The 24457-nt window shown below is 42.3% G+C and carries 21 protein-coding genes; 11 read left to right on the top strand and 10 right to left on the bottom strand.

Annotated features, from left to right (window positions below):
• Positions 1 to 233 precede the first annotated feature (233 nt).
• Both NDQ71_RS07865 and NDQ71_RS07860 read right to left on the bottom strand, forming a co-directional pair.
• Positions 234 to 1472, bottom strand: coding sequence for a PilX N-terminal domain-containing pilus assembly protein (locus NDQ71_RS07865; protein WP_301562538.1), 1239 nt, complete (start codon positions 1470 to 1472; stop codon positions 234 to 236).
• On the bottom strand, positions 1472 to 1774 hold the full coding sequence (locus NDQ71_RS07860; RefSeq protein WP_192542024.1) for a Tfp pilus assembly protein FimT/FimU: 303 nt from the start codon (positions 1772 to 1774) through the stop codon (positions 1472 to 1474). Before NDQ71_RS07860 ends, NDQ71_RS07865 begins: the two co-directional genes overlap by 1 nt.
• A 255-nt stretch (positions 1775 to 2029) precedes the next feature.
• On the opposite strand from NDQ71_RS07860, the gene NDQ71_RS07855 reads away from it, so the two are divergent.
• The gene (locus NDQ71_RS07855) at positions 2030 to 3145 is read left to right on the top strand and encodes an endonuclease/exonuclease/phosphatase family protein (protein WP_192542025.1); all 1116 of its coding nucleotides are present in this window, start codon (positions 2030 to 2032) and stop codon (positions 3143 to 3145) included.
• Here NDQ71_RS07855 and NDQ71_RS07850 read toward each other — a convergent pair.
• On the bottom strand, positions 3142 to 4518 hold the full coding sequence (locus tag NDQ71_RS07850; RefSeq protein WP_064667241.1) for an NAD-dependent succinate-semialdehyde dehydrogenase: 1377 nt from the start codon (positions 4516 to 4518) through the stop codon (positions 3142 to 3144). The genes NDQ71_RS07855 and NDQ71_RS07850 overlap by 4 nt on opposite strands.
• Before the next feature lie 202 nt (positions 4519 to 4720).
• Here NDQ71_RS07850 and NDQ71_RS07845 point away from each other — a divergent pair, with 202 nt between their 5' ends.
• Both NDQ71_RS07845 and NDQ71_RS07840 read left to right on the top strand, forming a co-directional pair.
• A complete protein-coding gene (locus NDQ71_RS07845) occupies positions 4721 to 5758 on the top strand; it encodes a nitronate monooxygenase family protein (RefSeq protein WP_064667242.1) in 1038 nt (345 codons plus the stop codon).
• A 32-nt stretch (positions 5759 to 5790) separates the two neighbouring features.
• On the top strand, positions 5791 to 6030 hold the full coding sequence (locus NDQ71_RS07840) for a YgjV family protein (protein ID WP_283710189.1): 240 nt from the start codon (positions 5791 to 5793) through the stop codon (positions 6028 to 6030).
• 29 nt (positions 6031 to 6059) lie between these two features.
• Here NDQ71_RS07840 and NDQ71_RS07835 read toward each other — a convergent pair whose 3' ends face one another.
• A complete protein-coding gene (locus NDQ71_RS07835; RefSeq protein WP_064667245.1) occupies positions 6060 to 6572 on the bottom strand; it encodes an NUDIX hydrolase in 513 nt (170 codons plus the stop codon).
• A 154-nt stretch (positions 6573 to 6726) separates the two neighbouring features.
• On the opposite strand from NDQ71_RS07835, the gene NDQ71_RS07830 reads away from it, so the two are divergent.
• Genes NDQ71_RS07830 through NDQ71_RS07810 form a run of 5 tightly spaced genes read left to right on the top strand, consistent with a single transcriptional unit; the run spans position 6727 to position 12254 of the window.
• On the top strand, positions 6727 to 8067 hold the full coding sequence (locus NDQ71_RS07830; RefSeq protein WP_301562537.1) for a sigma-54 dependent transcriptional regulator: 1341 nt from the start codon (positions 6727 to 6729) through the stop codon (positions 8065 to 8067).
• A 20-nt stretch (positions 8068 to 8087) separates the two neighbouring features.
• Positions 8088 to 8297: a hypothetical protein gene (locus NDQ71_RS07825; RefSeq protein WP_064667247.1), complete on the top strand. Its 210-nt coding sequence runs from the start codon at positions 8088 to 8090 to the stop codon at positions 8295 to 8297.
• Positions 8298 to 8318: 21 nt separating this feature from the next.
• Positions 8319 to 9803, top strand: a complete 1485-nt coding sequence (locus NDQ71_RS07820) for an ATP-binding protein (RefSeq protein ID WP_192542027.1) — start codon at positions 8319 to 8321, stop codon at positions 9801 to 9803.
• Positions 9804 to 10265: a response regulator gene (locus tag NDQ71_RS07815; protein ID WP_192542028.1), complete on the top strand. Its 462-nt coding sequence runs from the start codon at positions 9804 to 9806 to the stop codon at positions 10263 to 10265.
• Between the two features lie 21 nt (positions 10266 to 10286).
• Positions 10287 to 12254, top strand: a complete 1968-nt coding sequence (locus NDQ71_RS07810; protein WP_301562536.1) for a response regulator — start codon at positions 10287 to 10289, stop codon at positions 12252 to 12254.
• Here the strand turns inward: NDQ71_RS07810 and NDQ71_RS07805 are convergent.
• Genes NDQ71_RS07805 through NDQ71_RS07795 form a run of 3 tightly spaced genes read right to left on the bottom strand, consistent with a single transcriptional unit; the run spans position 12238 to position 15905 of the window.
• Complete coding sequence (locus tag NDQ71_RS07805; protein ID WP_064667251.1) at positions 12238 to 13242, bottom strand: LacI family DNA-binding transcriptional regulator; 1005 nt, start codon at positions 13240 to 13242, stop codon at positions 12238 to 12240. The genes NDQ71_RS07810 and NDQ71_RS07805 overlap by 17 nt on opposite strands.
• 11 nt (positions 13243 to 13253) lie before the next feature.
• Positions 13254 to 14585, bottom strand: coding sequence for a glycoside-pentoside-hexuronide (GPH):cation symporter (locus tag NDQ71_RS07800; RefSeq protein ID WP_301562535.1), 1332 nt, complete (start codon positions 14583 to 14585; stop codon positions 13254 to 13256).
• Positions 14586 to 14606: 21 nt separating this feature from the next.
• Positions 14607 to 15905 carry a GH1 family beta-glucosidase gene (locus NDQ71_RS07795; RefSeq protein WP_192542037.1) on the bottom strand — a complete coding sequence of 433 codons (1299 nt, stop codon included), beginning with the start codon at positions 15903 to 15905 and terminating at the stop codon, positions 14607 to 14609.
• Between the two features lie 281 nt (positions 15906 to 16186).
• Here NDQ71_RS07795 and NDQ71_RS07790 point away from each other — a divergent pair, with 281 nt between their 5' ends.
• The 3 genes from NDQ71_RS07790 to NDQ71_RS07780 are packed head-to-tail and all read left to right on the top strand — an operon-like array spanning position 16187 to position 21013.
• Positions 16187 to 17449 carry a sugar MFS transporter gene (locus NDQ71_RS07790; RefSeq protein WP_064667253.1) on the top strand — a complete coding sequence of 421 codons (1263 nt, stop codon included), beginning with the start codon at positions 16187 to 16189 and terminating at the stop codon, positions 17447 to 17449.
• A 16-nt stretch (positions 17450 to 17465) separates the two neighbouring features.
• Positions 17466 to 19985, top strand: coding sequence for an exo 1,3/1,4-beta-D-glucan glucohydrolase (locus NDQ71_RS07785; protein WP_301562534.1), 2520 nt, complete (start codon positions 17466 to 17468; stop codon positions 19983 to 19985).
• Positions 19976 to 21013: a family 16 glycosylhydrolase gene (locus NDQ71_RS07780; RefSeq protein WP_086993212.1), complete on the top strand. Its 1038-nt coding sequence runs from the start codon at positions 19976 to 19978 to the stop codon at positions 21011 to 21013. Before NDQ71_RS07785 ends, NDQ71_RS07780 begins: the two co-directional genes overlap by 10 nt.
• Before the next feature lie 79 nt (positions 21014 to 21092).
• On the opposite strand, the gene NDQ71_RS07775 is transcribed toward NDQ71_RS07780, so the two are convergent.
• Genes NDQ71_RS07775 through NDQ71_RS07765 form a run of 3 tightly spaced genes read right to left on the bottom strand, consistent with a single transcriptional unit; the run spans position 21093 to position 24453 of the window.
• Positions 21093 to 22118, bottom strand: a complete 1026-nt coding sequence (locus tag NDQ71_RS07775) for a cupin-like domain-containing protein (RefSeq protein ID WP_176359651.1) — start codon at positions 22116 to 22118, stop codon at positions 21093 to 21095.
• Entirely contained in the window at positions 22118 to 22843 is a 726-nt protein-coding gene (locus NDQ71_RS07770; protein ID WP_064667256.1) for a SapC family protein, read from the bottom strand. Before NDQ71_RS07770 ends, NDQ71_RS07775 begins: the two co-directional genes overlap by 1 nt.
• A 56-nt stretch (positions 22844 to 22899) precedes the next feature.
• A complete protein-coding gene (locus tag NDQ71_RS07765) occupies positions 22900 to 24453 on the bottom strand; it encodes a tryptophan halogenase family protein (RefSeq protein ID WP_301562533.1) in 1554 nt (517 codons plus the stop codon).
• Positions 24454 to 24457 lie beyond the last annotated feature (4 nt).

Genomic DNA, 24457 nt, shown 5'->3' with positions numbered 1-24457 from the left:
CCTTGTACAAATAGGGTGGCATGGTGGTTTTCTTTAACCGATAAATGGCCTTTTATGTTGATATTATCAAAATATATAATGTCAGTCGGTTTTTCTAAAAAGCGCGTTGATTGCGCGGTTATATCGCCATCGGGTGTGCTTGCATTACCAACTAAAAAAACTGCTTTGCTAGTGTGTAGTTGCAGATGATCGCCTTTGCCTGAGCCACTGATGTATAAATCTTGATAGTTATTTTATGGATCATCTAAATCATTTATAGCGTTGTTGATGTTTAAAGGGTCGCAGCTGCTAGTGCCGCTTGTGGCGTCACCTTCAGTAAAATCTATTTTCTCTACGGGAGTAATAGTGTCAATAACCAGAGGTGGGGACGTTTTATAAGGTGCGCGGTTATACTCAGGGGTTTCACCAGTAAAGCGGCCTTTACCTAAATAACGTAAATCATCATTGCTAATTGTGCTGCCCCATTGGGTAAGTGCAACATCGCCTAATACCCTGACACCACCGCTGACGGTGCCACCTGTTTGACTATAATTGCCATGGCTTTGTACGCCGCCCAAAATAGTTGGTTGGTTAACCGTTGTATCACCTTGGCTAAGTACTTTGCCATCAATTGTGTTACCTGTGACATTAATATTAGCTCCCGATGTCACATTACCACCGGCATAAGTTTGTTTTAGAGTAATATCCCCATTTGCCTGAATATTGCCAGCGACGCTGCCACTTTGTTGGCTGTAATACAGGTATGTCGTAACATTACCACCAATTTTGCTATTGTTTGGTAAACTTAAAAAGCCATTTGAATGTACGTTACCGCTGATATCGGCAGAGCCAGTAAGTTGAATACTATTGGAGGCGATCACATCACCAAAAATTTTCCCATTGCCTGATAAAATAATGGTGCTATCCCCATCCAATGTTTGTACAAAAGCGCGTTCGCTGATATTTTGGCTACCATCACTAAGACTTGCGTTGTAATCGCCCAATGATGAATCATAACTGTCTGTTTTCCCGCTACCGCTGAGACTGATACCTGAGCAGCCGGTGATCCCTGGTGAAAATGGCGATTTACCAGTCTTGTCTGGTGTTTGCACAAATTCAAAAATAGCCTCTAAATTAGCCTCACCTTCAAATCGATTACCTGTGCTAGAAATCACTAATTCGCCATCTTTATTAATGGTTAAATCGGCATTAAAGGCAGTGTTATCAAGTCCTCCAGTACCATTGATATGGGTGCTTTGATTGACTAAGTCTTCTAAACTTTGTGTAGGTTCATCAAGCAGTTGTTGGTTGAGTTGCTGCATACTTGCGTATACACCTTTTTCAGCCATTAAGCGGGCATTGATCTGCTTTTGATAATTACCACTTAAGCGTTCTTGAATAATCGTGTCACGCAGTGAACTTAGTACCACCAAAGTTGCCATTGAAGTGAGTATTAACACCTTAATAAGGGTAAAGCCTTTTGAATTTTTCATTAAGCACAGCCCTGCGGTTGTTCGCTTAGCCAGCTTTGGCCGCTTGGTAAAATACACAATTGCATATCAGTGGTGCTGCTATCATGATCAGCTATAGTGATTTGATTGCGCTTAACGGCTTCACTGCGCGAATATTTAAAGACGCTTTGTAACAGATTAGCATGAGTGACGAGGCGGTCATGTTTGATAAACGCCATATAACTTGGCGCTGCAAGCACAGCCATAATACTGATAATAGCGACGACTATCATTAGCTCAACTAAAGTAAAACCGGCTTGTTGGAAGTTACGATGACAACGCATTAATGGAGGAACACCTAAAAAGTCGAATAAAGCGGCTCCGTGGCGAGTTTATAAATCCTTTTTAGATGCTCATATTTTATGCCGTTTTGCGTATTAAATGTGCAATCAGGCATGGTAAGTTTGTAAATGTAGGTTACATATGTGGTTTTTTTGTTTTCATTACTGATTCATACATAGCTGGTATGCTAGTAGTAATTAAATGAGTAAATCTCATAACCTGAATTTAGGTTGATAAACAATAACCAGGAATGCAGTGTGCTTATTTTATTTGCCATAATCTCGACTATCTTACTTATCGCCAGCGTGTTGCCACTTTCTTATAGTCAGCATTATATGGTTAGAGGTGGTGACTTTATTCGCTTGCAAATATGTTACGGCGCGCTTATTAACTTGTTGCTAATTTTCAGTTATGCCATTTTTGTAACGAGTTCAATCCCACTTATTGTGATGATAGGCATAAACCTATTCGTACTTATTTTGCAAGGCTATTGGATTTATCCCTATTGTTGGTTTGCTCGTCATGAAGTCAAAAATAGCGGCCCTCAAGCTGAGCACAGTATTCGTATTATGAGTGCTAATGTATTGATGTCGAATCATCACAGTGATGCATTGATTTCCTTGGTCAAGCAACATAAGCCTGATTTATTGATCACCCTAGAAAGTGATCTTTGGTGGCAAAACCAGCTCACAGCGCTACATAACGATTACCCGTATCGTATTGCTTGCCCTAAAGATAACCGCTACGGCATGCATGTATTCAGCAAGTATAAAATTATTCAATCGCAGATATGTGAACTTGTTTCAGACGATATTCCCTCGATTCATATGTTGTTTGAAAACAATGCTGGCTTGCAGATGCAAGGTCACTTTATCCACCCAGAGCCGCCAAGCCCAACCGAAAAAGACAGCTCGCGAGAGCGTGATAGTGAATTAATTATAGTTGCTAAAGCGGTTAAAAATCCTATTAGGCCGGTCATTGTGGCAGGGGATTTAAATGATGTTGCATGGTCTAGGAGTACTCAGTTGTTTATGAAGCTCAGCGGTTTTTTAGATCCACGTAAAGGCAGGGGGTTCTTTAACACCTTTCATGCTGATTACTTTTTTATGCGCTGGCCATTGGATCATTTATTCCACAGCCCAGGTTTTAGTGTTAAGTGCATTAAACGCTTAGCTAAATATGGTTCTGATCATTTTGCTTTATTAACGGAGCTTGTTTATGAAGATGCGCAGCAGCAATCACTGACCGAAAAAGATGAGGATACCGATGAAATTGCGCAGGATTTAAAAATGAATGGGGTAAATAAGCATCAAGTGCCGACCTTTAAAGTAACAAGGGCCTTTAATGGCCCTTGCGCCTATTTACACTATTAGCTATTGACCATAATGGTTTTTATATTCACAAATTCACGAATACCAAAGCCGCCATGCTCACGGCCATAACCGCTGTCTTTAACCCCGCCAAATGGTAGATTTGGTTGAGCGAGGCCATAGCCATTGATGTTAACCATGCCGGTATCAAAGTGCTTTTTCGCCAGTTCAATGGCTTTCTTTTCATCTTTAGAAAAAATACCGCCACCTAAGCCATAACGGGAGTCGTTGGCAATTCGCATCGCATCTTCGTTATCTTTAGCCTTGATAAGTGAAGCCACAGGACCAAATAATTCATCATCGTATGCGGGCATGCCCGACGATAAATTCTCAAGCAAGGTAGCTGGATAGTAAAAACCTGTTTGCTTAGGAATTTCGCCACCCACAACTACTTTAGCGCCAGCCTTAACCGACTCTTGTACTTGGTCATGAATTTTATCTCTTAAATCTTCACGTGCCATTGGTCCAAGATCTGTATCTTCGTCCATTGGATCGCCAAGTTTAAGCGCGTTAAATTGCTCAACAATGCCTGCTTTAAATTCATCATATAGAGCATCAACGACTACGAAACGCTTTGCTGATACACATGTCTGGCCGTTATTGATCATGCGACCTTGCAGGCATGCTTTAATTGCCAGCTCTAAATCAGCATCATCAAGCACCATGTAAGCGTCGTTACTACCAAGTTCTAAAACAGTTTTTTTCACGTGTTTACCCGCTTGTTCAGCCACTTTTTTACCTGTGCCATCACTGCCGGTAAAGGTTACACCGCGAATTGCTTGGTGGCTGATCAGTTCACTAGCTGTTTTGCCATCAATCAGTAAGTTTTTAAATACATGGCTAGGGAAACCTGCATCAGCAAACATCAGTTCTATTTTTTCAGCCATACCAAACACATTACCGGCGTGTTTAAGAACAGTTGTATTACCCGCCATAATGTTAGTAACGGCATAGCGTACAACTTGGTATAGCGGAAAGTTCCAAGGCTGTATGCCAAGTAAAACGCCCGTTGGTTGATAAGTAATTATCGCGTGGCCATTTTCCATTGAGCGCTCTTCATCCGCCAGCTGAGTTTGACCGTGTTCGGCACTGTAGCGACAGATTGCTGCGCAAAGCTCAACTTCTTGTAATCCTTGTGCATAAAGCTTTCCCATCTCTTGAGTCATCAGTGTTGCTAGTGACTCTTTTTGTTGCTCAAATACATGGGCTAATTGGTTTAAGTGTTTAGCGCGTTCGGTTAATGAAGTGAGGCGCCACTCTAAGAAAGCAGTATGACTTTTGTCTATCTCATTTTTTGCTTGCTCTAGGTTGAGCAGGGTATAGTCTGCAATTGTTTGCTCGGTCGCAGGATTAATGGTGGTTACTGTGTTAGTCATCTTTATCTCCTTACAAATTATATTAACTAAGCAGGGTGCAAAGCTAACACCAACTCTGTATTAATTTGTTTTATATTCTTAATGCACTGTAATTATTGGCTTTTTTATTTTTATTGGTTCATTTTTTTATTATTTTCAGTTAGCATTTAGTTTTATGTCGGTAAAAAGTTCAGGTAGCTGAAAAAGTTACAAGGAGAAAGTTATGGCGGTATCTTTTTTTAATACGCATTTAGCGCTTATTCAAGCGCCGATGGCGGGTGTACAAGACTTTCGTTTAGCTGCTGCTGTGAGTAACGCCGGTGGCTTAGGGTCATTACCTTGTGCCATGCTCTCTAAAGAGCAGTTGTTGAGTGAGCTCAGCAGCTTGACTAAAGCCACTGATAAGCCCTACAACCTTAACTTTTTTTGTCATACGCCAGCCAGCTACACACCGCCGCAAAAACAGCAGTGGCACAAATTATTGTCGCCTTACTTTGATGAACTGAATATTGACGACACGACTTTAGGCATGACGGCTTCCCGTCAGCCAATTGATGCAGACACTGTCGCGCTTATTGCGCCCTTCAAACCACCAGTTGTCAGTTTTCATTTTGGCTTACCAGCTAGTGATATTATGCAGCAAATTAAAAGCTGGGGTGGCAAAGTGATTTCTACGGCGACCACTGTTGATGAAGCTAAGTGGCTAGAAGCGAATGGGGCCGATGCTGTAATTGCACAAGGTTTAGAAGCAGGCGGCCATAGAGGGCACTTTTTATCAATGGACTTAAGTTTACAGCAGCCAACGGCGGTATTGGTTGAGCAATGTGTGCGGGAGCTAAATATTGCTGTAATCGCAGCAGGCGGCATTGCAACCGTTGATGATGTAAAGCAAATGTACTCACTGGGCGCTGCGTTAGTCCAAGTAGGAAGTGCGTATTTGTTGTGCCAAGAGGCAACAACGTCAGCGCTGCACCGCGACGCTATTTTACAACAAGCGCCAGATAGTACCGCATTAACTACATTATTTTCTGGGCGCGCTGCCCGAGGGATTGAAAACCGCGTTATGCGCGAACTTGGCACTATGCCACAGCAAGCCCCAGCCTTTCCATTCGCCAGTATTGCACTTAGTGCATTGCGAGCTAAATCCGAAGCACAAGGCAAAAGTGATTTTTCGCCGTTATGGTGCGGACAAAAATACATTGCAAGAGAGGGGATTAGTGCTGCTGAAATCACTGAACTGTTAGTACCAGTCGATGCATAACTTAGCGATGTTGCCGTTAGGAGATAGTTATCATGCATTGGCTAAGCGGCTTGGCATTGCTTGCAACATTAATACAAACGTTTGCTTCTTTCCAACCGCGAGATATGTTGTTGCGACTATTTATGGTGTTCGGTACTGCATTGTGGATAAGCCACAATATACTGGTGGGGTCACCGATGGCAGTGTTGATGGAATGCTTGTTTTTGCTCAGTAATCTGGTTGGGCTATGGCGTTTTTATTTCTGGTCGAAAGAAGCTAACATAGCAGATTAGCTTCTTTACAGGGCTGTTAGCTGTTAACACTAAAGTTGTTTCGCTATTTCTTTTAACAAAAAAGTCTCGCGAATAATCGACAAGCCTTGCTTATCACTGTTTGCCAACGTCCGCTCATTATGAGCAATGGCATCAAATATATTGACCCACTTTGCAGTCATGCCATTTTGTTGCTCATAATGCTCTAGTTGCGCTTGGCCTAATTGTTCATCGATGCTGCAAAAATAGCAGTAAGATTTTATATGGATCACAGTAAAATCGTCTTTATACCAAGGGCGGTATTCTTCATAAAGCCCAAATTCACCGAGTACTTTGATGTTTTGTGCGCCAGTTTCTTCTTGTAGCTCGCGGATTAATCCTTGCTCTATGCTTTCACCTTCATCAATGCCGCCGCCAGGCAAGCTGAAATCTTCATAGCGGGCAGTGTACATTAATAAAATATCAGTGCCTTTTAAGGCAATAGCACGGCTCGTTAGGCGAGTAAATTGGTGAGGGTCTTTAGCATTAACACTAGGATGAGTTGCTGTTTTAAGTAATCGCATAGCTTTCCTAACTATAAATATTTTAAAGAATTATATCGCAAAAAGTGATCAATAGTTTTATTTACTACGTAAACTGTCGGTTAAGAATAAATCCTGTAGTATGAAAGGATTAATGTGTTAGGCTCAATAGTGATAAAAACATAGGGATTTTTTCATGTTAAACATACTTTTAGTTGATGATGATAATGAGTTTAGTGAGGTTGTTTGTCATATCGTTGAGTTTTTAGGACATAACATCAATACTGCGGCAAATCTAGCCGAAGCAGAGCAGTGGTTTGTTAATAATCATTTTGACCACGTTTTCCTTGATTTCATGTTACCAGACGGCAGTGGCTTGCATTTAGTTGAACACCTCAAAAGCATAGGTCAAACACCTAAAATAACCCTTATTTCAGGCCACCCTTCAGTTAAAGGTAAATTAGCTGAAATGTGTGAACCAAATGTCGGTCATTTGGTTAAGCCTTTACAACGCGAAGACATTGAACGCGTTTTAAATCCAAAAAAAGCAGCGGCTAAGAAAAAAACAACACCTAGTATTAAAAAGCATTTTGGAACATTAATAGGCGAATCACCGCAAATGCAACAGCTGTATACCATGATTGAACGAGTGGCAAACACCAGTGTTAACGTGATGTTAGTGGGTGAAAGTGGTGCCGGTAAAGAAGTGGTGGCGCAAGCGATTCATAACGCCAGCGCCTGCAGTGGCCCATTAGTGGCAACTAACTGTGGTGCACTTTCAAAAGAGTTGATTGGCAGCGAGTTGTTTGGCCATGAAAAAGGCGCGTTTACAGGCGCTATTGCGCGTAAAGATGGCGTTTTTGAACAGGCAACGGGTGGCACGTTATTTTTAGATGAAGTAACCGAAATGCCAATTGATATGCAGCCTAATTTACTGCGTGTGCTGGAAACTAAAAAAGTCACTCGAGTCGGTGGTAGTAAAGAAAGCGCGGTTGATTGTCGAGTAATTTCTGCGACCAACCGTTCGCTGGAAGACCTCGCGCAAAATAATATTATTCGTGAAGATATTTACTTTCGGTTAGCGGTATTTCCTATTGATATTCCGCCACTTCGTGAGCGTAAAGAAGACATTAGTTTACTCGCTAGCGCATTTTTGGAGCAGTTAAATGACGAAAATAATACTGATTTTCAGTGGCAAGCCAGTCAGTTAAAACTGCTTGAAAGTTATGATTGGCCAGGCAATGTGCGAGAGCTTCGCCATGCGATTCATCGCGCCTTTATAATGAGCGATCCAAAAGGTAAGGCAATTACCTTACCTGATAACTTAGAATCACCCTTTTCACGAGTAAATAAGCAAACTCAAGTAAATCAAGTCAGTGCTGGGCAAACTATTGAAGAAGTTGAAAAAGAACTGATCCACGCGACTTTAGATAAAGTACAAGGTAATAAAACCCTTGCGGCACAAATGCTGGGAATAAGTACAAAAACCTTATACAACCGTTTAAATGCATACGGCGGGATTGGCGAATATAGTTAGATAATTACGACAGGAGAAACATGAGTAATAACGAACCGTTAAATAAACTCGTTCACGATGCACGAGCACCGCTTAATCGTATCTCGATGAATGCTGAGCTAATCAAGTTGGTACTTGAAAATGATATGCCTAAAGATAAAGCCTTAGCAGCATTAGATAAAATAATTAGTAATTGCCAACAATGTAGTGACAGTTTGCAAAAAATTGCTGATTCAGATGCCACCGCATAAACAGTATTTAAGGGAAAGTAAATGAAGCAAAAAAAACAACTCGGCAAAACTAATGTCGTCTGGGCTAGTTTTATTGCTGTAGTGCTATGTATTGTGGTGGGTAATGCTATTTTAGCGATGAATACTATTCAGAGCCTTACGCAAACTCAGCAGCGTTTAGATGACACAGGGATGCTAAATACCGCAATTGAAAAGCTTCATCTTTCTATTGTACAGGCTGAATCAGGTCAACGCGGTTTTTTACTGACCGGTGATGAAGCGTATTTAGCACCGTATTACGATGCTATTTTACAGCTTAATTCACAAGCTAAGTTGGTAAAAGGTTTACGAACTGAGATCGATGGTCAGGCTGATAAAGTCGCTCGTTTACTCTATTTAGTGGATGATAAAGTGGCAATACTAACTAGAACCGCTGATTTAGCATTGGCTGACAACGAGCGGCGTGCTCATTATCTACTAGAAACACACCAAGGGCGTAAGATTTACGAGGAAATTCGCCTACTCGCTAACGAAATTCAAGACGCTGAATCAGCCTTTAAGCTTGTTCAATTTAGAAAGCTCGGACAAATCAAAAAAGAGGCAAAAGTCACTTTTGCAATTACTGCTGTGACGAGTGGTTTATTGATTATTGGTATGTTTATATTAACGCGGATCAACTTACGTACGGCAGCAAAATATCGGGAAGAACTGGAGTATCAAAATGAAACTCTAGCTGCAAAAGTAACGGAACGGACTTTGGAGCTGACCTTATATTCTGAAGAATTGAGTCGCTCTAATCGTGAGCTTGAAGAGTTTGCATTTGTAGCCAGCCATGATTTACAAGAGCCACTACGTAAAATTCAAGCATTTAGTGATCGCTTAGAAACCATGTTTAAAGATGAGCTAGGTGAAAAAGGCATCGATTATATTGCGCGCATGAAAAATGCAGCGCAACGTATGTCTAACTTAATCAATGATCTACTGGAGTTCTCGCGAGTCACTACTCGCGGCAAAGACTTTGTTGATACCGACTTGCAAAAAGTACTTGATGAAATATTGAATGATTTGGAAATTGCGATAAAAGAGTCAAACGCGCAAGTACATGTTGGCCAAATGCCGGTAATACAAGCGGATCCGAGTCAGATGGAACAGTTATTTTTAAACTTAATTTCCAATGCGGTGAAGTTTAGGCGCCCAGAAATAGCACCGATAATTAATATTGATTACGAACATGAAACAGAATTCAGTGAAGATCATAATACCGATATAGAGTGGCAAATCATTACTGTGAAAGACAATGGTATTGGTTTTTCACCCGAGTATACAGACAAAATTTTTGTGCCGTTTCAGCGCTTACACGGACGCTCAGAATACAAAGGTACTGGCATTGGTTTATCAGTATGCCGACGTATTGTAGAGCGTCATGGCGGCACTATAACTGCTCAAAGCGAAACGGGTGAAGGGGCAACCTTCATCATTAAACTACCTGTGGAAAGTGATCTTTTCACCTTGCAAGGAGAGGCTTAAATGCCGTTCACTAAAGTAAAGCCAATCACCATTTTAATGGCTGATGATGACGAAGATGATCGTTTGTTAACCCAAGATGCATTGACAGAGAGTCGCGTACTTAATGAGTTGCATTTTGTTGAAGATGGTGTGGAGTTGTTGGAGTACCTTGAGCGTAAAGGTAAGTTTGAAGACCGTGATTCATCGCCGCGACCGAGTTTAATTTTATTAGACTTAAACATGCCGCGAATGGATGGTCGAGAAGCGCTGCAAGCGATCAAATCGAACCCGAACTTAAAAGGTATTCCTGTGGTGATTTTAACCACGTCAAAGCAAGAAGAAGACATGGTTAAAGGTTACGACTTAGGCGCAGCCTCGTATATCACTAAACCAGTGACTTTTGATGGTTTAGTTGATTTGATGAAAACACTCGGTAAATACTGGGTTGAATTTGTTGAACTACCGAGCTCGTATAACGATTAGAAAACAACGACTGGAGACACTATGTTAGATAAGGCAACTAAGCTGCTACTTGTTGAAGACGATGAAGACGATTACATTCTTACTTGTGATTATCTTGAACAGCTCAGTTCCCATACATTTGATATAGAGTGGATCAGTGATCCCAAGCAGGCAGTGCAGTTATTGAGTCAAAATCTGCATGATATCTGCCTGCTTGACTACCGTTTAGGAGCATCTGACGGCCTTGCGGTATTAAAGCAAGCGGTCGATAATGGCTTTACTGGGCCAATTATTATGCTTACTGGGCAGTCAAATGATGAACTTGACTCGGCTGCCCTAGATGCTGGTGCGGTTGATTATTTAGTTAAAAATGAAATGAGCAGTAGTCGTTTTGCGCGCTCAATTCGTTATGCATTAGCCCGCAGAGATATAGAAGATGAACGCATCGAGCGTTTAAAAGCGGAAGCAGAAAACCGCTCTAAAGACCGATTTTTAGCCCATTTGAGTCATGAATTACGCACACCTTTATCATCGATCTTAGGTTATACCGAATTGCTTATGCAAAGTGAATTCAGTGAACATGCCAATAACGAGCTCGGCGTTATTTACCGTAACGGTAAGCACTTGTTAAGCTTATTAAATGACGTGCTCGACCTGTCGAGAATAGCCGCCGATAAATTAGAGCTCAGTCGCAGTGACGTCAATCTTGATAGCCTGATGGCTGATGTGTTTACCCTGATGCGAGTTTCTACACTTGATAAAGGCCTCTCACTTCGCTTTGAATCATTACAACCCTTGCCGTTAGTAGTGAATATTGATGCGACGCGGCTTCGACAAATTTTAATTAATATAATCAATAACGCGATTAAATTTACCGAGCAAGGTGAGATCATCGTTCGCGCGTGGACAAAGGTAATTGATGGCACAGAAATGCTGTTTTTTAGCATTAAAGATTCGGGGATGGGCATTGCTCCTGAAAAACAAGCGCTGATATTTAAGCCGTTTGAACAAATAGCCGATGTTGAATCGCGATCTGTTGGTGGTGCTGGATTAGGACTGGCGATTTGTTCAGAGTTATTGAGCCGTATGCAAGGCGGTATTTCCTTAGAATCTGCAATAGGCAAGGGCTCTGAGTTTACTATTTCCCTGTATCCGGGCAATATTCAAGCGGTAGAAAGGGGCTTATTAAAGCTTGATTTAACCCCTAATATGCAGCAAAAAACAGCCTCGTGTAAGGTTAGCGGCCGAGTGTTAGTGGTTGATGATTTACGTGATTTACGGGTGCTGGTAGGGCATATGATTGCCTCTGCGGGGGCGAAAGTTGATTACGCCGAACACGGTAAGCAAGCACTTGATAAAGTAGCCAAAGCGCAGCAGCAAGGTGAACCATACGATATAGTTTATTTAGATATCCATATGCCGGTGATGGGCGGTAAAGAAACCGCCATTGAGCTGAGAAAAGCTGGGTTTACAGGCGCCATTATTGCGCTTACCGCCGCAACAATGAAGGGGATCCATAGTGAGCTGACGGCGCTGGGTTTTAATGATGTGATAGGTAAGCCTGTCGATGCCACTCTGCTGTATTTGTGCTTACAAACCTATTTAGCTGATAATAGCCAAAACTCCCCAGAGGTTCTGCCTCCTGTAGATTCTGTACAGAGCAAAATGCGCTTTTTACTCGTTGAAGATGACGCTGATGCAGCGCAAATAACTCAATTGTTACTTGAAAGCTTAGGTGTGCAAACCAGTATAGCTACCAGCTATGAGCACTGCGTTGCTATTTTAAAAGTCGATAGCAACTTTGATAAGGTTTTGCTAGATATGCATTTACCAGATGGCAGTGGTTTAGAGTTAGCAGCTTATACCAAGGAGCATTACCCCGAGATATCTCGAGTTATTGTCAGTGGTATGCAGCCTGAGCCGCTACAACTAGAGCAGCTTAATATCGAACACGTTTTATTAAAACCAATTAATCTTGCATTACTAACCCAGCTTATTGAGGGTGAGTAAGTACTGATTGGCGAATGATTAATTCAGGTTCAAATAACGTTTGTAATGGCGGTGTGTTTTTTTGATAAACGTTACTCAAAACCCAGTCCGCAGCCATACGACCCATTTCATTTATGGGGTAATTTATGGTACTCAGTGGCGGGTAAACATGGCGGGTAAAAAACACATTATCATAACCCATAATCGATAATTGTTCGGGTAATTTAAGCTTACATTCTCTTGCTGTTGCCATCGCGCCGGTGGCCATCTCATCATTGGCACAGATCAGAGCAGTAAATTGTGGCCCATTATTATGCAAGTATTGGAATCCAGCTGCACCGCCATCTTCCATAAAGTCACCTTGATACAGTAATTGTTCATTAAAGCTCAAGTTATACTCTGCAAGGGCTTGTTTATGGCCGGTTAAGCGATCTTGGGCATCTTTTTTCCACAGTGGACCACTGATATAGGCAATATCGGTATGGCCTTGCTCTAAAACATATTTAGCGGCTAAGTAGCCCCCTTTGACATTGTCTAAAATAATACAGCGTGATGATAATTCTGCAATATAGCGGTTGATGAGCACAAAAGGGGTTTTCCCTTTACTAAGCTCTATCAAGTAGTCATCACTGATCGCTTCAACATGCAAAATCAAAGCATCGCAATTACGGCTAATTAAAAACTCAATAGCCTGTTGCTCTCGCTCTTCATTACTGTGACCTGCTGCAATGATCACATGCTTACCCTGCTTGCGAAAGGCGGTCTCGATGCCACTCATCATCGGGCCATAAAAAGGACCGTGCAACTCAGAAACAAGCAATCCTACGCTATTTGAGCAATTTGACGCTAACGATTGAGCAATAGAGTTTGGCCTATAGCCGAGTTCAGTCATTGCGCGAGTTACTTTTTCACGCGTTGCATCGCTGACATTAGCATTATTATTCATCACTCTTGAGACGGTTGCTAACGATACGCCCGCAAGTTTTGACACCTCATAAATGGTGGCCATGCAATTCCTTGTTAAATACGACTTTTAACTGCGAGCTCAGCCGATATTTGCTGAACAGTTTGATTATCAAGAATATACCTTTTCATAATTAATGCGACAAGTATGCTGCCAATTGCTGGAAATAAGGTAAATGAAATTAAAATACCATCGCGAGTTGGCTCGCTTAACGCGGTATTTGCTTGGTAGCCATAATAAGCCAGTAACCAGCCCGCGATAGCGCCGCCTAAAGCAAGGCCAAGTTTAATGAAAAATACCACGCTGGCATACACTAGGCCGGTTAAACGGTGACCATTTTGCCACTGTCCGTAATCGATAGTGTCAGCCATCTTTGCCCATAATAATGGGGTGGCCATTTGTGTAACAAAGCACCATAGGAAATAAATTACAAAAGCCCAGATAAGTTGTTCACCAGGGAGCCAAAAAGCAACGCAACTGATTATGGCGGATAAGTATTGTAAGTAGATATAGGCGGTTTTTTTGTCAACGCGCTTACTCAAAGGTTGCGCGCAGGCACAGCCCAAAATGTTGCCAATCATACCTATGGTAACAAATGCGGTGACCAGATCAGCCTCACCTAGTACATACTTAACATAGTAAATTGCTAAGGTGGTACGTAAAACCATGCTGGTTAATAGCATCAAAGAGGCTGCACACAGAACTTTAAACGGGCCATTTTGCCAGAGCGTATGCATTTGCTGTTTGAGGTTTAGTTGCTTATATTGCTGAGCGACGACACGCTCTTTGGTAAAGCGAAAACAGATCAAAAATAACGCCACACCTAAGCAACTCATGATCACCATAGTTAGCTGATAGCCTAGTGCATTATCGCCTTTACCAAGCCAGTTTACTAAGGGCATAGTACAGCTACTAATAATCAACCCACCCAGCATACCAAATACAAAGCGATAAGATTGGATGGATACCCGCTCTGTAGGATCTTTACTAAGCACGCCACCGAGCGCTGAATAAGGAATGTTAATAGCGGTGTATACCAGCATTAATAGCGTATACGTTACAAATGCGTAGATCACTTTACCGGTGTCGCTAAGATCTGGAGTGGTGAAAGTAATAATGCTGATCACCCCAAATGGTAATGCTAACCATAATAGATAGGGGCGGTAACTGCCGTATTTAGTGCGGGTTGAGTCGGTCAACGAGCCCATTAGCGGATCAGTGATCGCATCAATGACACGCACTACTAAAAACAAAGTGCCGACGATTGCAGGCGAGATGCCAAAAATATCAGTATAGAAAAAAGTCAAAAATAGCATTACGGTTTGAAAAATGATGTTACTGGCAGTATCACCTAAGCCATAGGCTATTTTTTCTTTTTTAGTTAGCATAATTGGCACTCAATATTATTATTATTTTTTACGTTGTTGCAGTAAGTTGCGATATTGTTTAGCGCTTTCTTTTAGTATCCGTTGTTGATTTGAATAGTCAATATAAACGAGTCCAAAGCGTTTTTCATAGCCGTACGCCCACTCAAAGTTGTCCATTAAGCTCCATGCAAAATAACCCTGTATATCAACTCCTTGTTGTATTGCGTCATGAACAGCATTGAGGTGCGTATGATAATAACTCACTCTTTCTAAGTCAGTTACTTGCCCTTCGTACAAATGATCAGCCATGGCCGCGCCATTTTCAGTTACATATACTTTAGGTAATTGATATTGTTCATTTAATGAAACTAGTAACTCTGTTAAACCTTGTGGGTATACTTCCCAGCCCATATCAGTGACTGGTACATTAGCAATACTCGCTTCGGCAAACCAGTTATCCTCAGTGCTACGATAGTGAATGCGGGTATAGTAATTAACACCAATAAAATCAATATTTTGGCTAATTATTGCCATATCTCCTGCAGCAATCACAGGCTGTGCATTTTCGTTTAGTTGGCTGAGTAAGTCAGGGTATTGCCCTTCTAATACGGCTTTGATATACCACTGATTATGATATTGATCGGCAAGCATTGCAGCCGTTTTATCCGCAGCAGTAAGCGGGTAGCTGGGGCTAAAGTTAAGTACAATGCCAGCTTCTACTGTAGGGCAATTTTTACGTAATACTTGCATCGCAAGGCCATGGGCGAGCAGCAAATGATGGGCCGCTTGACGGCCAGCTTGCTGACTTTTTATACCTGGGGCATGAACGCCTATTTCGTACCCTAAGTAAGCGCTGCAAAATGGTTCATTTAAGGTGGCATAGGAATCAACCAGCCCAGTAAGCTCTTTACTTACCACATCAGCATAAGCTGCAAAAGCATAAGCGGTGTTACGATTTTGCCAGCCACCATGATCTTCTAAATGTTGCGGAAGATCCCAGTGATATAGGGTGACATAGGTTTTAATATTACGTGCTTTTAATGCAATTAATAGATCACGATAGAAACCAATTCCTTGTTTATTCACTGTGCCATCTTGATGCAGTACGCGTGGCCATGAAATTGATAGCCGGTATGCGTCTACGGCTAAGTTTGCAATCATTTCAATATCTTGTTGCCATAAATTGACATGATCACAAGCAATGTCGCCATGGCTATTATCAGCAATTGTGTCTGGTTGCGCGCAAAAGGTATCCCAAATACACGGTAGGCGGGTATCACGTGATCCTTCAATTTGAAATGAAGCGGTTGCTACGCCAAATACAAATTGCGGCGTTAGCATTGGTGAATTAGATGGCAGTGATATAGTTTTAAATTCGCTCAAGGTGCACCTTTTAACTTTCAGTAGTAGCAATCGCTTTATATTTATTTTGTAGACAGCATAGCTGTTCAATGTAAGCGCTTACAAGTTTTTTGTAAATAAATTGCTAAATTCGATTTATATGTTATAAATGTAAGCGCTTACATTTAATGTTGCAACTATTATTTGCTTTTATAATTTTAATAAAAAAGCACCTATGTAGTTGTAATAAACTGATAATTAAAAACAATTAGAGATTTAATATGGCACATGTCACACACACTTTGGCAGAGAACGAACATAGCCAGCAACCTATGAGCAAGCAAACGTTTGCTTTAACGTCGTTGACCACACTGTTTTTTATGTGGGGATTTATTACCTGCTTAAATGATATTTTGATCCCGTATTTAAAAGGCATGTTTTCGCTTAATTACACGCAGGCTATGCTAATCCAGTTTTGCTTTTTTGGTGCTTATTTTGTGATGTCGATTCCTGCAGGGAAGTTGGTCAGTAAGATAGGTTATCAGTTTGGTATTGTTGTCGGGCTTGTGGTCGCCGCTATTGGTTGTGCGCTTTTCTATCCAGCAGCAGTCGCACATGTTTATGAGTTATTTTTACTGGCGTTGTTTGTATTAGCGTCTGGTATCACTATTCTACAAGTATCAGCAAATCCGTATGTGAGTGTACTTGGCTCGCCTAAAACAGCCTCATCACGCTTAACGATGACCCAAGCATTCAATTCATTAGGCACTACCATAGCGCCTATTTTTGGCGGTTGGTTAATTTTAACTGAAGTGAGCCAAGCAACAGCTGAGCAAGTTAAATTCCCTTATTTAATGTTGTCAGCCAGTTTATTAGTCCTTGCGGTTATCTTTGCATTTTTAAAGTTGCCTAAACTAGGCAAAGAGAGTGACTCAGCAGCACAAAGTCAGCAGGTTGAAGGGTTTGTTGATTTAGGCAGTGTATGGCAATACCGTCATTTACTTTTTGGGGCACTCGGTATCTTTGTCTACGTTGGGGCTGAAGTTGCCATTGGTAGCTTTTTGGTTGGTTTTTTAACGCTTGATCATATTAGCAGCTTAACGGAGCAACAAGCCGCTCATTATATTAGTTATTACTTTGCCGGTGCGATGATAGGTCGATTTATTGGTGCGGTTGTGATGCAAAAGTTTGATGCCGGTAAAGTGCTTGCCTGCCATGGCTTGCTTGCCATTGTGCTGATTATTATGGCAATGACCGGACAAGGTGGATTCGCTATGTGGGCGCTTTTACTGGTTGGTTTGTGTAACTCAATTATGTTCCCAACTATTTTCAGCTTAGCGTTGCAAGGGCTTGGTAAATACACTTCACAAGGCTCAGGTATTCTTTGTTTAGCAATTGTTGGTGGTGCGATTATTCCATTACTACAAGGTGTGCTCGCTGATAATATTGGTGTGCAGTTAGCACTGATGTTACCAATAGGTTGTTATTTATATATCACTTACTTTGCGCTGTTTGGCTCAAAAGTATCTTCAACTCGTCATTAATATTTAGGTGAAAAACATGACATTAAAAAAACCATTCACTCTTACTGCGCTAATGATGGCGGCCATAGCGATGAACGGCTGCTCAGGGCCTGAAAAAATGCAAACGAGTAAAGTAGTCGATAACGAAATTTGGCCAAAAATTACCACAGGCATTAAAGATGATGCCGACATGGAAGCGGCAATTGCGAAACTGTTAAATAGCATGACCTTGGAGCAAAAAATTGCGCAAATGATCCAACCTGAAATTCGCGATATAACAGTCGAAGATATGCGCAAATATGGCTTTGGTTCGTATTTAAATGGTGGCGGGGCGTTTCCTAATAACAATAAACACGCAACCGCGGCTGATTGGATAGAGCTTGCTGAGAAAATGTATCAAGCATCAGTGGATGATTCCCTTGATGGCATTAATATTCCGACAATGTGGGGAACCGATGCAGTACATGGCCATAACAACGTGATTGGCGCAACCTTGTTCCCACATAACATAGGTTTAGGTGCTACTAATAATCCTGCATTAATTGAAAAAATAGCCGCAGCCACTGCGCAAGAAGTAATGGTAACAGGCATTGATTGGGTATTTGCACCAACTGTAGCCGTCGTGCGTGACGATCGTTGGGGTCGTACTTACGAAGGGTATTCAGAAGATCCTGAAATTGTACGTGATTATTCAGCGGCAATCGTAAAAGGTCTGCAAGGCGCGGTTGATAAAGATTTCTTATCTGATGAGCGTGTAATTAGTACCGTGAAGCACTTTTTAGGCGATGGTGGAACGCAAGGCGGTGATGACCAAGGTGATAACATTGCATCAGAGCAAGAACTATTCGACATTCATGCACAAGGCTATGTTGGCGGTTTAGGTGCGGGTGCACAAACAGTGATGGCGTCATTTAATAGTTGGCATGGTGAAAAAATTCATGGCAGCAAATACTTATTGACCGATGTGCTCAAAGGCAAAATGGGTTTTGATGGTTTTGTTGTAGGTGACTGGAACGGTCACGGGCAAATTGACGGTTGTACAAACGGTAACTGTGCACAAGCAGCGAATGCTGGTTTGGATGTGTACATGGTGCCAACCGATGCCTGGAAACCGCTTTATGAAAATTTAATTGCTCAAGTAAAAAGTGGCGATATTGCGCAAAGCCGAATTGACGATGCCGTGACTCGTATTTTACGCGTGAAAATGCGCGCAGGTTTATTTGATAAACCAAGCCCAGCGCAGCGTCCGTTATCAGGTAAAACAGAAGTAATCGGTAGCGCAGAGCACCGCGCTGTGGCAAAGCAAGCGGTACGTGAGTCATTAGTTTTACTTAAAAATAAACAACAGCTATTACCACTTTCACCTAAAGCAAATGTGCTTGTGGCAGGTTTAGGTGCTGATAATATTGGTATGCAATCAGGTGGCTGGAGTATTACATGGCAAGGGACTGGTAACGAAAATAGCGATTTCCCAGGTGGTACGTCGATTTTGGATGGTATTGAACACACCGTTAAGCAAGCAGGCGGGCAAGTTCAGTATGACTTAAATGGTGAGTTCAATACTCGTCCAGATGTTGCAATCGTGGTGTTTGGTGAGCAACCTTATGCAGAAGGCAACGGCGACTTAGACAACCTTGAATATCAACGTGGTAATAAAACAGATTTAGCCTTGTTGCGTAAGTTTAAAAAAGCAGGTATTCCAGTCGTATCGCTATTTATTAGTGGTCGCCCGATGTGGGTAAATGCAGAATTAAATGCCAGTGATGCCTTTGTTGCTACTTGGCTGCCAGGTAGTGAAGGGGATGCCTTGAGCGATGTGTTATTTGCCAATGCTGATGGTTCTGTGAACCATGACTTCAAAGGTAAGTTATCATTCTCGTGGCCGAATAACCCAATCGACAATGCCAATCGAGGAGACGCTGATTACTCGCCGTTGTTGCCGTATGGTTTTGGTTTAACCTATACAGATAAAAACACCTTAAATGATGACCTTCCAGAGCAAAGCCAAGGAACACAGCAGCTTGAGGACTTAGTGTTATTTGAACGTGCGGTAAAAGCGCCGTGGAGCCTACAGTTGCAAAGTGGTGAGCAACAAAAAACCATGGCAAGCAGCCGAGAGTCTGTTGGTGCAATCAGCGTTAAAACCTTTGATAAAGACGTGCAAGAAGATGCGCGTGCTATCACTTTTACCGGTGAAGAGCTGGCTGCAGTACGATTAATGGCGCCGTTCCCATCTGACTTACGTTCGTTTGTTGAAAAACAAGGGCAGCTACAGATGCAGATCAAAGTCGACAAAGCAGGCACCAGCCCATTGTGGTTAGGTATGCAATGTGGTGATGATTGCCAAGGTAAATTAGATATTACCGAACAACTAAATAATGATTCACAGTGGCAAACACTGAATATTGATTTAGCGTGTTTTGCTGAGCAAAATGTAAACCTAGGTCAAGTGTTCTCACCATGGCAATTAAGCACTCAAGGTGATTGGCAGCTATCAATTGCTAAATTAGCAGTAAGCACTGAACATGCACAGGAGTCAGCTATTTTATGTCAATAAAAACTCCTGCAATTATCTTGTTGGCGGGCGCACTTAGCGCCTGCCAACAGGTAGAACAAACAGAACCTGTCACTGCCAGTTTGGGGGAAGGCTGGCAACTCGTTTGGCAAGATGAATTTAATGGCTCACAAATTGACTCACAAAAGTGGCAGCATGAAGTCAATTGTCGTGGTGGCGGAAATGACGAGAAGCAGTGTTATACCGCCCGAGCAGAAAACAGTTTTGTTGAGCAAGGGTTGTTACATCTCGTTGCCATTAAAGAGCAGTACACGGGTCCTAAATTTAATCGTGATGAGGTTAATAGCGATGCAGAGCGCTCACTCACCCAAACCCAACCGTTTACCTCTGCACGGTTACGCAGCAAGGGCTTAGGGGATTGGCGATATGGTCGCTTTGAAATTCGTGCTAAGTTGCCTGCGGGGCAAGGTGCATGGCCGGCGATTTGGATGCTACCTACTGATTGGGAGTATGGCCGTTGGGCTTCTTCTGGCGAAATCGATATTATGGAAGCGGTTAATCTTAAAGTGCCAACCGATGATAAAACCGCGCCCGTAGGCACTTTAGAGAGTCGTGTGCATGGTACTTTGCATTATGGCGGTCCAGCACCGAGCAATGTTTACAGTGGTACAGCGTATACTTTTGCTGGCGATCAAAACCCTGCCGATACCTTTCATGTTTATGCTCTTGAGTGGCAGCAAGATGAAATGCGCTGGTATGTAGATGATATTCATTTTGCTACCTTTAAAAGTGAGCAGTGGTATTCAGTTAGTGAGCAAGCTGATGGTACGTTAGTGGAAAACTCAGGTTTTGCACCTTTTGATAAACGCTTTCATATGCTGTTAAACTTTGCCGTCGGCGGTAATTGGCCTGCCAACGTGAACGAAAAAGGCGTGGATGAAAGTGGTTTTCCAAAGCAGATGCTGGTGGATTACGTGCGAGTATTTGAGTGTAGTGTTAACCCACAAACGGGCAAAGGCTGCGCAACTTATCAAGATTCTGCTAAGCAGATAATTGGTAAACGACTTTAAGTTATTTGGGTCTTTAGCCTGGCGTTACATCGCCGAACTCGTTGTAATCGCAGGCTTAAGACTCATCTCAGTTCTAGTATTAACGATTTAATTTTTGTAGTAATAACTGGCGAATTTTTCGTGCCGTCAGTTCATCCACTTCTCCAAGAATGCCTTTTACATCATCAGGTGTGTGTTCGCCAAGCCTTGAATTGTCATTAAATACATAATGATTAAAGAAGGTCTGCCAGTTAGCTTTATGGCTTGCGGGTAAATCTTTAATTGCCAGCATGCTATGCAATAGCGCATCAAATGGATTGGCTAAATGAACAGCCGCTTGGCGCCACCAATAGTTGACCAGTACATTAAATTCCCCTTGTGCGCTTACCTGATGCCACCAAAGTGCAGGAATGAAGATGCCATCCCCCGGTGCTAACTTTGCGCTGAGTGCGTTTTGTAGCGCCTGTGCAAAGCGGGGGAAACGCTCCAAGTCAGGCTCCGCAAAATCCACTAAGCTGACGGCTTGTCCAGCTGGGGTAAATTCCAGCGGGCCAATATATAAGTTATCTACTTGTTCTGGCGGGAATAATATGAATTCACGGCTGCCGGCTGCCACACAGGCAAGGTTGTCGGCATTATCATAATGGGCGGCAATTTGGCTGTGATTACCCACCCACAAGCTCTTTAAGCACTTATGAGGCGTGACCTGTAACGGGTTGTTGGCAATAAACTGCGGCGCACAATAATCACACGCCGTTGAGCCCATATAATAAGAGTCTGGTTCGGCTATCGTCTTCGCTTGTTCTAATTGGCCAAGTAATGCAACTAAATTGCTGGCATATTGGCTAAAATTAAAGCCGCTCATTTGCGCATTGTAAAAATAACGGCCACGCTCTTTGGCTGGGGCTGAAAATGCCCGCACCGGTGAGTCGCTCGCAAGGCTTTTTAAATAACTCAGCGCCTGTTGATCGCTTTGTTTGGCTTGCTCAACCATAGGCCAGTGCGTGCATACGTCTTTGATCACAATAGGGATTGTTTGCTCGGCTAAAAAGCTCGGCAAATCGTCGATGTCATCAATATGGCATTGCCTGACTTGCTGCTTTATTTGTTGAGCTGCGCTTGGCATTACTGCTGCGCCCATTTTTTATTAAGTAAGGTAGGGATCTGTTCAAGCGATGCAATTGCCATATAAATAGCCTGCAAATAACCACTGTGCTGTAAGGTTTGCAGTTGCTCGCTGGTAAGGGTATTTAAGCTTTGTTGATTGATAGTATAAAAACCGCCGACAGTGACTTTATCAGCATTTTTTTGCTGGTATTCAATTGCAAATGCTTCGAGTAAATCAAGCTCAAGGAGTTGTGAAAAAAAAGCCGGAAGGGCTTGGTTTTCAAGATGTAGGGTATTCAATACTTGAGCAATATGGCTTAAGTAGTCGCTATTGCCGCCGTGTTCTAAAAACACAGCTTCCCCTTCTGTTGTATTAATACGTGGGCTGTCTAAATCTACATGCACCACTAATGATTGCTCAGGTATGCCTTGGTTGTACTGCGTTTGCTGGCCGATTAAAAAAGGTTGGCGTTGCATACTCAGTGGTAAATAATTCAGTGCTAAATTGCCTTGTGTATCGAGTAGTAGGTTTTCGCCATTTTCAAAGCCAAATAAGGCTAATGCTTCAAACTGCCCTGACTGTGGGTGCTTACGAAATACAATGGGTTGATTAGCTTGTACTTTAGTGAATTCACTCGGGTAAATAGCTGTGCAGCTGATGTTATCGCCCCATTTTGCGCCACGCTCGGTGATCACTTTTAATTCTTTATGACTAATATTATCAAGTAAAACATGGTTGGCCATGTGGCCTCCTGATTTTAAATAAAGTTAATTCAATTGGTTAACTTAAACCTGTTAAGTTAAATAGGCTGTAAACCAAACTTTTGAATATGTTCCAGTAACTGGCGGTTAGTGGGTAAGTTGGCTAACCCTTGCTTTGCAGCTTGCTGATTATTGGTAAAATGCTCAATGATACTCGCGGGCATGTTCATTTTAGGGAATGCCGGTAAGTGCTTCATACCGTATAAAATAAACTGATAACTCGCCGCTGAAAACACTTCTTGGGCACGGTCAAAATCATTGAGCCAAGGACTTTGATATTGCCATAGCGCAAGGTTATCAAGCAGGGTTTGCGGTATTGTGCTGGTATCTCTATGTGCTTGCCAATAGTCGCTACTACGCTTTGATAACACATAGTGCAGTTTTAAAAACTCAATGATACGCTGCCAACGATAGTGGCATTGTTGATCAAAGCGTTTACTGAGCTGAGGCATGGCATTGCGGTGAGTTGGAAAGTTTGCCAGTAGCGTGTTTAAGCCCAGTTCCACCATCACCAAAGCTGAGGCTTCCAGTGGTTCGATAAAGCCTGCTGACATACCAATTGCGATACAGTTTTTATGCCAAAACTGTGTTCGATAGCCTGGTTGAAAGCTCAATTCGCGGATGGTTAACTGGCTTACATCAAGCTCACTTTGTGTGGTTTTTAAATAACTCAGTAGCTTATCTTTTGCGCCTTGATTAGTTTCATATTCACTCGAGTAAACCATACCAACACCACGGCGAGTTTGTAAGCCGATATCCCAAATCCAGCCGCTATCTTGGGCTGTTGCTTTAGTGTATGAAAGGATCGCTTGTTTACTGTTCGCATAGGGGACTTGCACAGCAACTGCGCGGTTATTAAACAGAATATGTTGTTGTGATTCGAGTGGTACCTGATAGTGCTTATCAATTAAGCGACCATGGTGGCCTGAGCAATCAATAAATAAGTCGCCAGTGATCAGGCCGTGATCACGGGTTTTTACCCCACTTATATAACCCTCTTCATCGTTGATAACTTCATCAACATGACTGAGTAAATGATTGACATTGAGCTTAGTAACGCAGTGACGCATTAATAGTTGCGCAAACTTCCCCGCATCTAAATGATAGCCGTAGTTTGCCTGTGCTTGGTAGTCGCTGTGTAAATGTGTTTTTGGCGCTTTGTGGTGATCGCAAAAATAGCTTTGGCTTGCAACGGCATGGCTAAAGCTAACTGCTTGCTGTTGGGCAAACCAATAAGGTGCTATATTTAGGCTTTGATAGGCAACAGGTAAACTAAACGGGTGATAGTAGTAGTCGTTACTGTCGTCATTGCTTTTATCATCGCACCAGCCATCAAAACGAGAACCTTGTTTAAACGATGCATCACATTCACGAATGAATTGTGTTTCACTTATACCAATGGTTTTTAAGGTTTTACGCATGGTTGGCCATGTGCCTTCACCCACACCTAAAGTGGCCACTTCGGGCGATTCAATAAGGGTAACTTTAGCGTTGTGAGTCAGGTGTCCTTGAGCAGCAATAAGCCCTGCGCTGAGCCAGCCTGCGCTGCCGCCGCCAATTATAATGATATGATTTATCGCGGATGTCGCCATTAAT

Source organism: Pseudoalteromonas sp. KG3, assembly GCF_030436385.1.
Classification (GTDB): domain Bacteria; phylum Pseudomonadota; class Gammaproteobacteria; order Enterobacterales; family Alteromonadaceae; genus Pseudoalteromonas; species Pseudoalteromonas prydzensis.
The sequence above is the reverse complement of the archived record's forward strand: the minus strand, read 5'-3'. Positions and strand labels throughout refer to the sequence as shown.

Bases quoted from the DNA above. Each gene is read 5' to 3' on its own strand.
- NDQ71_RS07790 (WP_064667253.1), top strand. From the start codon at position 16,187: ATGGCACATGTCACACACACTTTGGCAGAGAACGAACATAGCCAGCAA.
- NDQ71_RS07780 (WP_086993212.1), top strand. From the start codon at position 19,976: ATGTCAATAAAAACTCCTGCAATTATCTTGTTGGCGGGCGCACTTAGC.
- NDQ71_RS07850 (WP_064667241.1), bottom strand. From the start codon at position 4,518: ATGACTAACACAGTAACCACCATTAATCCTGCGACCGAGCAAACAATT.
- NDQ71_RS07785 (WP_301562534.1), top strand. From the start codon at position 17,466: ATGACATTAAAAAAACCATTCACTCTTACTGCGCTAATGATGGCGGCC.
- NDQ71_RS07800 (WP_301562535.1), bottom strand. From the start codon at position 14,585: ATGCTAACTAAAAAAGAAAAAATAGCCTATGGCTTAGGTGATACTGCC.
- NDQ71_RS07840 (WP_283710189.1), top strand. From the start codon at position 5,791: ATGCATTGGCTAAGCGGCTTGGCATTGCTTGCAACATTAATACAAACG.
- NDQ71_RS07805 (WP_064667251.1), bottom strand. From the start codon at position 13,242: ATGGCCACCATTTATGAGGTGTCAAAACTTGCGGGCGTATCGTTAGCA.
- NDQ71_RS07775 (WP_176359651.1), bottom strand. From the start codon at position 22,118: ATGCCAAGCGCAGCTCAACAAATAAAGCAGCAAGTCAGGCAATGCCAT.
- NDQ71_RS07810 (WP_301562536.1), top strand. From the start codon at position 10,287: ATGTTAGATAAGGCAACTAAGCTGCTACTTGTTGAAGACGATGAAGAC.
- NDQ71_RS07845 (WP_064667242.1), top strand. From the start codon at position 4,721: ATGGCGGTATCTTTTTTTAATACGCATTTAGCGCTTATTCAAGCGCCG.
- NDQ71_RS07765 (WP_301562533.1), bottom strand. From the start codon at position 24,453: ATGGCGACATCCGCGATAAATCATATCATTATAATTGGCGGCGGCAGC.
- NDQ71_RS07830 (WP_301562537.1), top strand. From the start codon at position 6,727: ATGTTAAACATACTTTTAGTTGATGATGATAATGAGTTTAGTGAGGTT.
- NDQ71_RS07770 (WP_064667256.1), bottom strand. From the start codon at position 22,843: ATGGCCAACCATGTTTTACTTGATAATATTAGTCATAAAGAATTAAAA.
- NDQ71_RS07820 (WP_192542027.1), top strand. From the start codon at position 8,319: ATGAAGCAAAAAAAACAACTCGGCAAAACTAATGTCGTCTGGGCTAGT.
- NDQ71_RS07825 (WP_064667247.1), top strand. From the start codon at position 8,088: ATGAGTAATAACGAACCGTTAAATAAACTCGTTCACGATGCACGAGCA.
- NDQ71_RS07795 (WP_192542037.1), bottom strand. From the start codon at position 15,905: ATGCTAACGCCGCAATTTGTATTTGGCGTAGCAACCGCTTCATTTCAA.
- NDQ71_RS07835 (WP_064667245.1), bottom strand. From the start codon at position 6,572: ATGCGATTACTTAAAACAGCAACTCATCCTAGTGTTAATGCTAAAGAC.
- NDQ71_RS07860 (WP_192542024.1), bottom strand. From the start codon at position 1,774: ATGCGTTGTCATCGTAACTTCCAACAAGCCGGTTTTACTTTAGTTGAG.
- NDQ71_RS07865 (WP_301562538.1), bottom strand. From the start codon at position 1,472: ATGAAAAATTCAAAAGGCTTTACCCTTATTAAGGTGTTAATACTCACT.
- NDQ71_RS07815 (WP_192542028.1), top strand. From the start codon at position 9,804: ATGCCGTTCACTAAAGTAAAGCCAATCACCATTTTAATGGCTGATGAT.